11 protein-coding genes are annotated in these 12,346 nt (G+C 52.5%); 5 read left to right on the forward strand and 6 right to left on the reverse strand.

Annotated features, from left to right (window positions below):
• Positions 1–26: 26 nt before the first annotated feature.
• Entirely contained in the window at positions 27–881 is an 855-nt protein-coding gene (locus tag P8N76_29020) for a hypothetical protein (protein MDG2385744.1), read from the reverse strand.
• 310 nt (positions 882–1,191) lie between these two features.
• Between P8N76_29020 and acnA the strand changes: the two genes are divergently transcribed.
• The 3 genes from acnA (at position 1,192) to P8N76_29035 (ending at position 5,993) form a co-directional block, all read left to right on the forward strand.
• Positions 1,192–3,900: an aconitate hydratase AcnA gene (gene acnA, locus P8N76_29025; protein MDG2385745.1), complete on the forward strand. Its 2,709-nt coding sequence runs from the start codon at positions 1,192–1,194 to the stop codon at positions 3,898–3,900.
• An 87-nt stretch (positions 3,901–3,987) separates the two neighbouring features.
• Entirely contained in the window at positions 3,988–4,884 is an 897-nt protein-coding gene (locus P8N76_29030; GenBank protein ID MDG2385746.1) for a UTP--glucose-1-phosphate uridylyltransferase, read from the forward strand.
• Between the two features lie 2 nt (positions 4,885–4,886).
• Positions 4,887–5,993: a hypothetical protein gene (locus P8N76_29035; GenBank protein MDG2385747.1), complete on the forward strand. Its 1,107-nt coding sequence runs from the start codon at positions 4,887–4,889 to the stop codon at positions 5,991–5,993.
• Here P8N76_29035 and P8N76_29040 read toward each other — a convergent pair.
• Positions 5,932–6,399 carry a hypothetical protein gene (locus tag P8N76_29040; protein MDG2385748.1) on the reverse strand — a complete coding sequence of 156 codons (468 nt, stop codon included), beginning with the start codon at positions 6,397–6,399 and terminating at the stop codon, positions 5,932–5,934. The genes P8N76_29035 and P8N76_29040 overlap by 62 nt on opposite strands.
• Before the next feature lie 1,121 nt (positions 6,400–7,520).
• Between P8N76_29040 and P8N76_29045 the strand changes: the two genes are divergently transcribed.
• Entirely contained in the window at positions 7,521–7,877 is a 357-nt protein-coding gene (locus tag P8N76_29045; protein ID MDG2385749.1) for a hypothetical protein, read from the forward strand.
• Positions 7,878–7,936: 59 nt separating this feature from the next.
• On the opposite strand, the gene P8N76_29050 is transcribed toward P8N76_29045, so the two are convergent.
• From P8N76_29050 to P8N76_29060, 3 genes are read right to left on the reverse strand one after another with little or no spacing between them, the layout of a single operon-like run.
• A complete protein-coding gene (locus tag P8N76_29050) occupies positions 7,937–8,350 on the reverse strand; it encodes a pilus assembly protein (protein ID MDG2385750.1) in 414 nt (137 codons plus the stop codon).
• A gap of 12 nt (positions 8,351–8,362) precedes the next feature.
• On the reverse strand, positions 8,363–9,547 hold the full coding sequence (locus P8N76_29055) for a VWA domain-containing protein (protein ID MDG2385751.1): 1,185 nt from the start codon (positions 9,545–9,547) through the stop codon (positions 8,363–8,365).
• A 4-nt stretch (positions 9,548–9,551) separates the two neighbouring features.
• Positions 9,552–9,947 (reverse strand): TadE/TadG family type IV pilus assembly protein, encoded by a 396-nt coding sequence (locus P8N76_29060; GenBank protein MDG2385752.1) that lies wholly within the window; start codon positions 9,945–9,947, stop codon positions 9,552–9,554.
• 417 nt (positions 9,948–10,364) lie between these two features.
• Here P8N76_29060 and P8N76_29065 point away from each other — a divergent pair, with 417 nt between their 5' ends.
• A complete protein-coding gene (locus P8N76_29065) occupies positions 10,365–11,234 on the forward strand; it encodes a deoxyribonuclease IV (GenBank protein MDG2385753.1) in 870 nt (289 codons plus the stop codon).
• 25 nt (positions 11,235–11,259) lie between these two features.
• Here the strand turns inward: P8N76_29065 and P8N76_29070 are convergent, their stop codons facing one another.
• Positions 11,260–12,282: a zinc-binding dehydrogenase gene (locus P8N76_29070; GenBank protein ID MDG2385754.1), complete on the reverse strand. Its 1,023-nt coding sequence runs from the start codon at positions 12,280–12,282 to the stop codon at positions 11,260–11,262.
• Positions 12,283–12,346: the final 64 nt, after the last annotated feature.

Below are 12,346 nucleotides of genomic sequence, written 5' to 3' on the forward strand. Positions count from 1 at the left end.
GGTTCATCCGTGAGCAAGTCGTTTCCTTACAACAGCATTAGAGCTGTATCACGTAATTCAATAGAGAGAGGATAGGCTAAACCATGCATGGCAAGTTGGTCATTGTCTTTGGTGTTCATCACCAGGAGCTCAACGTCGTGTTGACGAATCAAGTCCGAGTAGTCTGTGAGGTGATGACCGAGTGCAACGATCGATTCGATCCGGAAGCTAATTCCAGATTTCGTTAAACGCTCTCGGCAGCTTTCAATGTATTCGGTGGGTTCTTTGAGTAACTGTTTAAGGATCGCCTCAGAGGCGATGTTAGTGTCGATCTCGGGGATTCGCCCAATCGTTCGTAAATATCTGTCAAAGACCGTTTTGTCCTCGATGTGCGTCAACAAGAGAACCCCATTCTCACCCACGCAGTTCGCTGCAACATTAACGAGATACGGTTGATCGGCCAAGTGATCGGTAATTGCCATGACGACATTTGCTGAGCAGTCCGAAGATGAAAGGTGGGTGCGGTGTGGGCTTGGAAACACAAGAACGGGTTGCGCGGTTGTTTGAGTTAGCACGTCGAGGTGAACGCCAAGACTGTGGGGATGCTCAACCACAGGGAGATGTAGGTTGCGGTAAGTGCAGATCAAATCGACGCGCGCGTCATCGATGGTTTTCAGCAAATGTTGAATTGAGGTGTCGTCATCTCGAGTCAAAAGAGTCCACTTGATTTCCGGCCGATTCAGTGTCTGTAGGAACTGCTGGATTTGATCGACGAACGCCTCGGCACCTTGCTGGTCGAGGTCGGTGACCACCAACACGCGTTGAAAGGTGACTTCTTCCAATACGAATTGTGCTTTGTCGGCGGATCGAAACACACTTTCAAATTGGTCGATATTGGTCATTTCGACATCATCTTTTTCTTGTCAATGGTCAAACACAGGTGACCCGCTTGGGCGAAACGGCGGCTTTTACAGGGCCCCTTCGTCGCAGAGCATATCACGCCCGAGACTGGCAATCGAGACCGAATTCGCCGCGACCGCGTACTAACGAGACTCGTCGAGTTTGGGTAGAATGCGGGCAAAATAGATTTGCTGCCGCCGAGCGCTGGCTTGGAGATAGGGTGCGGTCGTGCACCGTCACGCTACTCTGTTGTCTTGCTGCTGCTGCAATCGTTCGACTCTCCCAACCATAAGAGGTGCGAAGGTTTACGTCATGACTGTGAACGCTACTGATCCCTTTAACGCCCGAGATTCTTTCGAAACCGGTAATGGGCCGGCTGCGATTTATCGGCTTTCTCGTCTCGAAGATGCCGGTTTGGGAGAGATATCGAAGTTGCCATACAGCGTCCGTATCCTTTTGGAAGCTGTCCTGCGCTGTTGTGATGGCTATGTCGTCACCCAAGAGGATGTGAAAAAACTGGCCTCTTGGCAGGCCGCTGCTCCGGCGAAAAGTGAGATTCCATTTTTGCCGTCCCGAGTTGTATTGCAAGACTTTACCGGAGTTCCCGCCGTGGTCGATTTGGCGGCCATGCGCAGTGCCATGGCTCGGATGGGTGGTGATCCCGAAAAGATAAATCCGCTTATTCCAGTCGATCTCGTCATCGATCATTCGGTACAAGTCGACCGATTTGGTACGTTTGATTCGCTCGAAGCAAACGTCGATTTGGAGTTTCAACGAAATCGCGAACGGTACGAGTTTCTCCGTTGGGGGCAGCAAGCGTTGAACAATTTTCGCGCGGTTCCACCCAACATTGGAATCGTTCATCAAGTTAATCTCGAGTATTTGGCAAAGGGAGTTTTTCTGCGTGAGGATGCTCAGGGATTGGTGGCCGTTCCCGATACGCTGGTTGGAACCGATAGCCATACGACTATGATTAATGGCTTAGGCGTGGTCGGTTGGGGCGTGGGAGGAATTGAAGCGGAAGCCGTCATGTTGGGCCAGCCGTTGTACATGCTGATGCCTGAAGTCGTGGGCTTCGAGTTGACGGGCGAATTAGCGGCAGGAGCGACGGCGACCGACCTGGTCCTGACCGTCACGGAAATGCTGCGGAAAGAAGGCGTTGTCGGCAAGTTCGTTGAATTCTACGGTGCGGGGGTTTCCCGAATGTCACTTGCGGATCGGGCCACCATTGCCAATATGGCCCCCGAGTACGGTGCCACCATGGGCTTCTTTCCTGTTGATGGGGAGACACTCAACTACATGACGCGCACCGGACGAACGTCTCAGGAAGTTCAACTGGTCGAGCGGTATACGAAGGAACAAGGTCTGTTCCGAACGAATGATTCTACGGTGCCGACTTTCACTAAAACCCTTTCGCTGGACATGGGAGTCGTCGAACCGTCCCTCGCCGGTCCTAAACGACCTCAGGATCGTATTTCACTTGCTTCGATGAAGGAGTCTTTTTCTGAGAGTTTGAAAGCTCCCGTCAACGAACGGGGATTTGGGTTGTCGGGTCAGGACTTAAATCGGACCGCGGATGTCGAGAATGGTAAAGCGGTGCCGATTGGCCATGGTGCTGTGGTGATTGCAGCGATTACCAGCTGTACCAATACGAGTAATCCATCCGTCATGGTGGCCGCGGGTTTGGTGGCGAAAAAGGCGACCGAGCGGGGGCTCACGGTGCCCAGTTATGTCAAAACAAGTTTGGCACCCGGTTCGCGGGTCGTCACTGACTACCTGGACGAAGCAGGACTTACGAATTCACTGCAAAAACTTGGTTTTCATACCGTCGGCTATGGCTGCACGACTTGTATTGGGAATAGCGGTCCGCTACCGGATGCGGTTGCGAAAGCAGTCACTGATGGAGAGCTCGTGACTTCTTCCGTCTTGAGTGGAAATCGTAACTTCGAAGGTCGCGTCAATCCGCTCGTGAAAGCCAATTATCTCGCCAGCCCGCCACTGGTTGTCGCCTATGCACTGGCGGGGCGAACCGATATTGATTTGACGACGGAGCCTCTCGGGCAGGGTGTGGATGGAAAAGATGTCTATTTAAAGGAGATCTGGCCGACTCGAGACGAAGTTGCCGAGATCGTTGATCGTTCGGTCCAACCTGAAATGTTCTCGAAAGAATATGCTCAAGCTTTTGAGGGTAACGAGCGTTGGAATGCAATTTCGGTAAGTGGTGGTGAGCTTTATGGATGGCAAGACGAGAGTACTTACATCCAAGAGCCTCCGTTCATGCTTGACTTAACTCCCGACTCGGAGCCCATTCAAGCGATCAAGGATGCCCGAGTGTTGGCCCTGCTTGGCGACTCGGTGACGACCGACCACATTTCGCCTGCAGGAGCGATCGCCAAAGAGAGTCCCGCTGGCAAGTATTTGATTGAAAAGGGCGTTGATCCTAAGAACTTCAACAGCTACGGATCGCGACGCGGAAACGATCGTGTGATGTTGCGAGGCACATTCGCAAACATTCGAATTCGAAATCAGCTCGCGCCTGGAACTGAGGGCGGCTGGACTCGACATCTGCCTGTCGGTGAAACCATGGCGATTTACGATGCGGCCATGAAATATAAGGTGGACAGGGTTCCCTTGGTGGTGCTGGCTGGGCGAGAGTACGGTACTGGCAGTAGCCGGGATTGGGCCGCAAAGGGGACATTTTTGCTCGGAGTCCGCGCGGTGATTGCGACCAGTTATGAACGGATTCATCGCAGTAATCTGGTTGGTATGGGGGTGCTGCCATTAGAGTTTTCTGACGGCGCGACTTGGCAGTCTCTCGGATTGACGGGCGAAGAAACTTTTGACGTCCCGGTGGATGACCAACTCCAGCCACGTGCAACGATTGAGGTAACGGCGACGACCGCCGAGGGGCAAACCATCCGCTTTCCCGCGATCGTGAGAATCGATACTCCGGTTGAGTTGGATTACTATCGAAACGGTGGAATCCTTCAGGCGGTGCTGCGAAAACTGTTAAAATCCTAAATCAGTTCGTCGTTTTCGTTACGTTTTCCTTTAGGCTGGTAGAGGCAGAAAATTCCGTCGAAATCAATTCAGTCATAGGTTGATTCTATGCCAGTTAATGTCGCTGTGATTCCTGTTGCAGGGCGAGGGACACGCCTAATACCACTGACGAAAAGTCAGCCTAAGGAAATGTTGCCACTTGGACGTTGTCCAACAGTACAGCACGTGGTTCAGGAGCTGGCTAATTCGGGTGTCCGAGAAATGCTGTTCGTGACCGGACCGGGTAAAACGGCCATTGAAAATCATTTCGATATCGATTTGGAGATGGTTCGTCATCTGCGTAATTCAGGGAAAGAAGATCTTCTCGCCGAACTCGATTTTGAACGTGAGAAAATCGACTATTTCTACACCCGGCAACGACGTCAACTTGGGCTTGGGCATGCGGTCATGTGTGCCAGGCCTTTTGTCGGGCAACGGCCGTTTCTGATTGCTCTTGGCGATTCTTTGCTCGGTCTCAATAGTCGCTCGGATGTCTGTCGACGGATGATTGACCATTTCGATCGAGAGGGTGCCGATGCGGTGATTGCCTTCCAAAAGGTGCCCCACGAAGAGGTGGTTAAATACGGGATCGCTCAGCCACGCGGTGAAGCAGGAGATGTTTTCGAGCTGTCGGACTTGATTGAAAAGCCGAGCGTGGATCAGGCGCCAAGCAATTTGGCCGTGGCCGCTCGCTATATTTGCCGTCCGAGTGTCTTTGACTACCTCAGTCGTACCGCGCCGGGTAAGGGAGGCGAAATTCAGCTCACCGATGCGTTGCGGATGATCATCAAAGAAGGCGGGCGAATCCTGGGCGTGCAACTCGCGCCGGGTGAGAAACGATACGATGTGGGTAACTTTGAGTCTTACTATCAAGCGTTTATCGAAGCGGCTTTGGCCGACTCCCAGTACGGGCCCTCTGTGGCCCAACACATCCGGAAAATCCTCTCGGAATATGCGGAGGATTGACTATGCAGTTGTTGCGTCGAAGAGCGTATGCCCGAGCTGGACTGATTGGCAATCCTTCCGACGGTTACAATGGCAAGACGATTTCGATCAGTGTTCGCGATTTTTGGGCAGAAGTTGTGCTCTACGAATGGGACCAATTGGAGATTATTCTCAGTCAAGAAGACCGGTCAACTTTTCGGAATGTGCGCGAATTAAGCCGCGATGTGGCCTTGCATGGTTACTACGGTGGGGTCCGCTTGGTCAAGGCGACGATCAAGAAGTTTGTCGAATACTGCGAGCGCCAGGGACACACCCTGCATGAGCAAAATTTTTCGATCCGTTATTCGTCCAATATTCCACGCCAAGTCGGTCTAGCCGGATCGAGTGCTATTATCGTCGCGACCTTGCGATGTTTGATGGACTTCTATCAAGTGGGAATTGATTTGCGAGTCCAACCTTCGCTGGCTTTGTCCGTCGAGGCCGAAGAACTTGGTATCGGAGCGGGCCTCCAAGACCGAGTCATGCAAGTCTACGAGGGACTTGTTGCAATGGACTTCAGTCGCCAAAGTTTGCAGGTGATTGAAGGCTTTCAATGTGGTGTCTACCAACCTTTGGATCCCGCCCTATTGCCTCCGATTTACTTGGCATTCCGCACCGATTTAAGTGAGCCTACCGAAGTGTTTCACAATAATCTTCGCGATCGATATCGTCGAGGTGAGTCTGAGGTTGTGGAAGCAATGACTCAATTTGCCCGGCTGACTGATGATGCTCGGACGGCGATTGAAAATCGTGATCCGCAAAAACTGTCGGTCGCGATTGATGCCAATTTTGACTTGCGAAATCAGATTTGCGAATTGCACCCCGGCCAGATCGAAATGATTCATGGTGCCAGACAAGCCGGAGCAAGTGCCAAATTTGCGGGGTCGGGGGGGGCGATCATTGGCGTCGCGCCAACCCAGCAAGTCTTTCAGCGACTTACCGCGGAGTTAGCAAACATTGGCTGCCGTGTGATCCGGCCAACGATTGCCAATCAAGCCGATTACCCGCCGTGGCTCGACGTCGAAACAACTAATCAACCATCTCCAAGTCACTCTGATAGTACTCAATCGCCTCCAAAGGATTCAGATTGAAAATCGCTCGACCGTCGGTGGACCAGCAAGATCCGTTGTGACGAAAGACGGCGGTAGCCGCCTTCTGGTTTCCGACCGCTTCGACTTCTTCCATGCCGCCTCCCTCGATCGCCTCGAATTGGATGGCAACACCCACCAAAGCGGTCAAATCGCCACTTTTGCGGTCCCGAGCAAACGAAACTTCATTGGAAAAATCACAATCGACCCACGCTAAGCCACGCGGTCGCCCGGTCGCAGAAGCGGCGTTGAGAAAATCTGCTTCCAGCCATTCACGTCGCAAACAAAACTGTTTCCTTGCGGATTCCAAACGTGCTTCACGACGATATCCAGACAGAACACGGTATAGCCAAATGACTCCGACGGTCACTGCGACGCCGAGAATCACTAAAATGGTATTTTGAATCATGACGACTTTTCTCCTCACGGTCGTCCCAGCGGATAGAAGTGCCGAACTTGCATCGACCTCGATATTATGACAGGCCCCACGAATTCTACATTGAGCGACCTCCGTTCGGCAAGATTTCGCCTCGGAAAAGATCTGTTTCCTGTGTGGGCAAGGTCGCTTGCGATCATCTTACTTGGTAAAAGACTCCGCGGGGGAAAAATCTCATGGGAAAAGAGCTGGGTCGAACTGGCGACTCGAATCGACCTTTTCTGTTGGGGGTTCAAGTATGATTTGCAGGTTTTTTTCGGCTCGATTCAGTCTGTTTTGTGATGTTCATGACGATTTAGCCGGGGCGGAGCCGGTCGAAAAGGCGGCCTCGGCCCGCTATTAGCAACGTGAGGAAGATGGCTGGACGCTCGTGGATAAAGTATCTAAGGCGCCTTGTCGATGAAGAACAGGGAGTGTGGAGCCGATGGCTTTGGATCGGGAATCGACATTGGAGAACTGGCATCTTCGAATTCCCGAGGGCAAGAGTTTGGGTCCTGTTTCGTAAAATGTGTTGGATCGATGGTGTGCCGAGGGACGCATCGACGGCGATTGTGATTTGTGAAAAGATGGCGATCCCTGGCAGGAGGCGACAGCCGTCTATCCCGAATTGTTACGGTCAATTCACTCCGCGAACAATCCGTTTGTCGACGCGAAGGTGACGCCATCGACAGTGAATTCCAACCCGTCATGATGCCCCCCTCTTGGCGGCTTGAGATTGGGTTTGGGGCTCGCAGGAATTTTGATAACTTGCCCAATCATGAGCCTGATGGCCTGGGTCATGGGAGACGCGGATTTGCCGAAAATGCGTCCGCAGCAGATGGATGGATCCGAATGGATTATGAGATCACTCAGATAGGTCGGTGCTTCGGAATGGTTTTGTCGCTTCTTGGGAGCCTTGTTCTGGGAGCCTTGTTCTGGGAGCAGTGGCGCTGATCATTGCTTTTTGACTATTTCGTCATTTTATCTGGCGGAGATGGAGGGGGGGGGGAATGCCGATCGAATATGATTGTCCAGAATGTCGGAACCGACTTCGCGTGCTCGATGAGCATGCTGGACAGCAAGCTAAATGTCCTACTTGCTCTCACGTGTCAATCGTGCCCCGTTCAACGTCATCAACGAACGATGCTGCTGATCATTTGATGTCCGAGGAGTCTGGGGACATTGAAAACCCCTTTCAGGCCCCGCCGATTCGAGGTCAAACTGGCGAGTATGGTTTCCGTCCGCATCGTGGTGGCCAGATTTTGACGATTGGAATTCTGAGTCTGCTGTGTTGCAATCTGTTGGGGATTGCAGCGTGGCTGATGGCAAATGCCGACCTGCAAATGATGGACAAGGGCGCCATGGATTCCGCAGGTCGAGAACTAACTGTCGCGGGAAAGGTGCTTGGGATTATCTCGCTCGTACTCTGTGCCCTTATGATTGTTTTCCAACTTATTCTCGTCGCAATCTAATTTGTTGGAGCTCTCTTATCGCGCGGTCTGAGGCAATGAAGAGCCATCGTGGTCGCGGGTCAAAGCTTGGCGAGTTCCCGCATCATCGTCGATTGTCGATTGATTTCGTTGTCTGGGAAGAATTTTGTGATCAGCCAGCCGTTTGAATCGAGTGGGACCGATACCGTGACAGTGACCTTTTCTGTGTCGTTCGTGATGACACTCGGTTCTACATCGACCTGCGTGTCGGAAGCCCCCACACAGCTCATGACTTCCAGGGCAACGCCTTGCACCTCCTCAGCGGTTACACCGGGAATCACGCTGCGGCGAGCGGCCTCATAAGCCGCTTCGCTGGCCAGGTTTCGGAATGTGTTGATCTGCCAGAATTCCATCGTGGCAAAAACAACCAGGAATAGGATCGGTGCAGCGAGGGCGAATTCGACGGCCGTCGCGCCGTGTCGTCTGTGCTGTCGTTTGTGGGATGTCGATTGCATGATTGTTCTGCTTTAGTGAATAAGAACTACAGGAACGCTGTAAGCGATGTCGGCAAAAGCTTCTTTCAGTTCGTCGCGTGTGGGGGCATGATAGTGTTTGCCTCCAGTCAGCTCAGCAACTTCTATCATGTCGGCCTGGTTGGCGGCGTCGCTGAAGGTGATCGTATGAACAATAATTCCCAGGTCAGCCGCAGCTTGAGCCGTGACGGCCGGATCCGCTCCAGAATTCCAGACGCCATCGGTCATCAGAATGATGAGCTTGAAAGCATGGGACCGATTGGTTGAACTGTTCGTGAGTGTCGCGATCGCGTTGTTAACCCCGGCGGAAATATTCGTGCCACCGATGATTGCTTCTTCGCCAATTTCCGAGATTTTGTTGAGGATGACGTTGGGATCAGCTGTCAGTTCGCAATGCGTGGTCACGGTCGCAGCACTGATACCCTGATAGGTATACGCATCCGAATACGAGACAAGTGAGATTAACTCTTCCTCGACGGTCTCTGTAATGGCACCTTCGAATTCGTGGATTGCTTCTACTAATCCGGCCCAACGACTACCGGTCGGGTGAGGAGGTGTTGCGTAGTTGACCTGCCATGAGTTGTTTTGCAGGTCTCCCGGGTATCTCCAGCTTATGCCTGATTCATCCCAGGCCATTGACCCGGATCGGTCAACCACAATGCAAATGTCACGATCAATTCTTGTCGCTGTGGAAAAGAGTTCGGGGTGGAAATGGCTTTGTCCGAGCAATTTGCCGAGGAACAGGGATACGGCGCCTGACGCGGAAGCTTCGGTGCGACGTCCGCGAATGCGGACCGAGTTTTTGGGTGAGCCAACCTCTTCGAACGTGAATGATCCGTCGGCCGACAACACACTCTTGCCAAAAACGATGTCCTCGTCCTCAAGGATAAATGATTCGCCAGCCACTGTGTTTTCGCCTGCGATGTAGATCGCTACATCGCGAGCTGCATCCAATTCTTCTGTATTGCCAATCGTGTGGCTGGCGGCGCGTGCGGCAGCATCGGTACCATGTTGTAATTCGGAGCGGACGGAATGCATGTAGGCAATGTCGATGGTAAAGGCCGCAGCTGCCACCAGCATCGCCATCAGGAAAGCGGTCATCAGAATGATCGTACCTGCTCTCTGACGGTGTCGGTTTGCAAAACCGAATTGGCTTGGCATTCGAGTTGCGTGGGGCATGGATCTACTCCTTAAGCATGGTGACGTGGGCTTGAGGTGTCTTGTCGATGTACCAGAACCCGAGCAGGCAGTTTTGCGAGAACGGGGCTGTCACTGTCACCGTGAGAGGCATACCAGCAACAAGGTCGGCTTCCGCGACCGAAAAATCAATGGAAGATCCATTGATGTCGCGGTCGAAAATCAATTGATCGTACTGTTGTTCCGCTAAGGCGTAGGTGCCTTTTTTTCGCGTTGCGATTTTGGCCGTTTCGTAAGCGGCCACCGAAAGCGACTGCTTCAAGTGAATCATCGTGCAGAGTTCAATGGGCACGATCGAAAAAAACATGACGAACGGCAGGACCACAGCCAATTCGGTCACCGCAATCCCGTTTCGTCGGCGACTGAATTTGAAACGACGCATGCGAATTCCTCGTTTGGCAATCATCGATAGTGAAGGGAATGCGAGGTGAGGTGAATAGGGTTGCATTCATAAACTGGAATTGGATCGACTGTTAAATGAATATGCTATTTTGCGTCCTGCGCCAAATTAGATTGGTCGGAGCTGAAGACCGTGCTTTTGCGAGACCCGTGTCTTGTTTGCGCTGCATGAAGATGGAAAACAACCTTCCGGTCCCCGACAGGCTTCGTGGGAGGTAAGAATGCAACCGAGTTGTTAGAATTCATCATCGGCGACTGCTTGAAATGATGCAGCGATCACTCAATGCAGTAATTTTTTCAGCGATCGACTCGCGTCGACTCGACCAGTTCGCCCGGAATCAATTTCATGAAAATCGGGAAACATTTTCTCGACTAGCCGGTTTTGCTGGAGAAATGCAGGATGATGCCGATACTCGGATGCCATATGTCGATTGCGGGGGGATTTCATCAAGCCGTCAAGCGAGCTGCCGAAGCGGGCTGTGATTGTGTGCAAGTGTTTACGATTGCACCGCGTATTTGGCCCAAAACGACCACCAAAGCGATCGATGCAAGCGATGCTCAAACCTTCCGAGAATCTCTCAAAACGGAACGGATTCAGGCACCGTTAATCCACGGCTCCTACTTGATCAACTTGGCATCCCCCGATCAAACATTGTGGTTGAAATCGGTTACCGCATTGGCAACCGAATTATTACGGGCGGAAGCACTATCAATCCCCTACGTCGTTTTTCACCCAGGGGCTTTCACGACCAGTAATGAACAAGCTGGATTGGAGCAAATCACGCGAGGATTGGATGCCGTACATGCCCAGGTTGGGCAGATCAAGGCATGTTGCTTACTCGAAACGACGGCCGGGCAGGGTAGCAACTTGGGATTTCGTTTCGAACAACTGGCTCAAATCTTGGATACTGTCGATGCGCCAGAGCGATTGGGAGTCTGCGTCGACACTTGCCATATTTTTGCAGCAGGCTATCCGCTGATCGAAAGAGAAGATTACTTGAAAACGATGCAAGATTTAGATTCCGTGATCGGAATCGATCAAGTTCGTGCGTTTCACCTGAATGATAGTCAACAACCTTTGGGGTCACGAAAAGATCGACACGAACAGATTGGGAAAGGCTGTTTAGGACTAGAACCGTTTCGCCATCTCTTGAATGATGAACGTTTTCGCGGAGTACCGATGTACTTGGAAACGCCCAAAGGTGAACAGGCAGATAAGAGTTTGGATGAGCTCAATTTGGCCACGCTCAGGGGGCTCGTGGCTGGTTAGGATGGTGGAGACGCTCCGGCCCGGTTTACGGATTGAGGACCGCCTTGACGATTTCACCCGAGTGCATCGTCTCGAAAGCTTCCTGCCAGTTTTCCAGTTCCCACTGCCCACCGATGATCGGAGAAACATCAAGTTGTTCCGTCGACAGCAACTGCAGGATTCGTTCCCAAATCGGCCAATTATGGCTGAAACTTCCCTGTAAACGTACGTTTTTTTGAACCAGCGGGTCCAGCGAAAAATCGAGAGGCTGTGGTCCCCAACCGACTTTGGTGATCCAGCCGGTGGGGCGAACGACTTCCAACGCCTTTTTCAATGCAATTGACACACCGGTTGCATCAATGACGCCATCGACGCCGTAACCGTCACCCTGTCTGCACCAGTCGTCGGGGGCTTCCAGAATTGTTTCGCAGCCATAGTGCGAAGCTATCTCTAATCGTTTTCGATCTCGTTCCAGTCCGACAATTGCGACCGTCGCGCCACTGAGGCGCGCCATCGCGGCGCAGAGAATGCCAATCGGGCCCGGCCCCATCACCAGTACTCGATCGCCTGGTCGAATGGTGGAATTGACGACCGCAGCGTTGTACGCCACGCAACATGGTTCGGTTAATGCCGCCCGTTCGAAGCTAAGGCTATCGGGAATGCGGTGCAGGATGCGCGTGGGAACGCTCACGTGCCTTCTCATCGCACCGTGAACGGCAGCTCCAAAACCCGACCGTGACGGATCTAGGTTGTATAAGCCAACACGAGAAAGTGGAGCGTTGGGGTCAATGATCGCATGCGTTTCACTGACAACTCGATCGCCGACCTGCCATTCCGATACCCGACTTCCGACTTCGCGAATTGTGCCCGAGAATTCGTGTCCCAGCACCATCGGGTATTTGACCTCCCAGCTTTGTTGACCTGTCCACATATGCAGATCGCTTCCGCAAACGCCGACGGCTTGTACTTCGAGGATCACCTCGTCTGCAGCTGGGGTGGGAGCAACGATTTCTCGAAGCTCAACACTGTACGGGGCAGGTCCGAAATTAACGACAGCGGGTTGAGTCATGATTGGCAATCCTTCACTCAAGTTGATTAGGGGAAATACCTTCGAGCCCGTTTCAGTTTCGACG

Source organism: Pirellulaceae bacterium (assembly GCA_029243025.1).
Lineage (GTDB): Bacteria > Planctomycetota > Planctomycetia > Pirellulales > Pirellulaceae.

Bases quoted from the DNA above. Each gene is read 5' to 3' on its own strand.
- P8N76_29040 (MDG2385748.1), bottom strand. From the start codon at position 6,399: ATGATTCAAAATACCATTTTAGTGATTCTCGGCGTCGCAGTGACCGTC.
- P8N76_29035 (MDG2385747.1), top strand. From the start codon at position 4,887: ATGCAGTTGTTGCGTCGAAGAGCGTATGCCCGAGCTGGACTGATTGGC.
- P8N76_29050 (MDG2385750.1), bottom strand. From the start codon at position 8,350: ATGCAATCGACATCCCACAAACGACAGCACAGACGACACGGCGCGACG.
- P8N76_29065 (MDG2385753.1), top strand. From the start codon at position 10,365: ATGATGCCGATACTCGGATGCCATATGTCGATTGCGGGGGGATTTCAT.
- P8N76_29020 (MDG2385744.1), bottom strand. From the start codon at position 881: ATGACCAATATCGACCAATTTGAAAGTGTGTTTCGATCCGCCGACAAA.
- P8N76_29060 (MDG2385752.1), bottom strand. From the start codon at position 9,947: ATGCGTCGTTTCAAATTCAGTCGCCGACGAAACGGGATTGCGGTGACC.
- P8N76_29055 (MDG2385751.1), bottom strand. From the start codon at position 9,547: ATGCCCCACGCAACTCGAATGCCAAGCCAATTCGGTTTTGCAAACCGA.
- P8N76_29030 (MDG2385746.1), top strand. From the start codon at position 3,988: ATGCCAGTTAATGTCGCTGTGATTCCTGTTGCAGGGCGAGGGACACGC.
- P8N76_29070 (MDG2385754.1), bottom strand. From the start codon at position 12,282: ATGACTCAACCCGCTGTCGTTAATTTCGGACCTGCCCCGTACAGTGTT.
- acnA (MDG2385745.1), top strand. From the start codon at position 1,192: ATGACTGTGAACGCTACTGATCCCTTTAACGCCCGAGATTCTTTCGAA.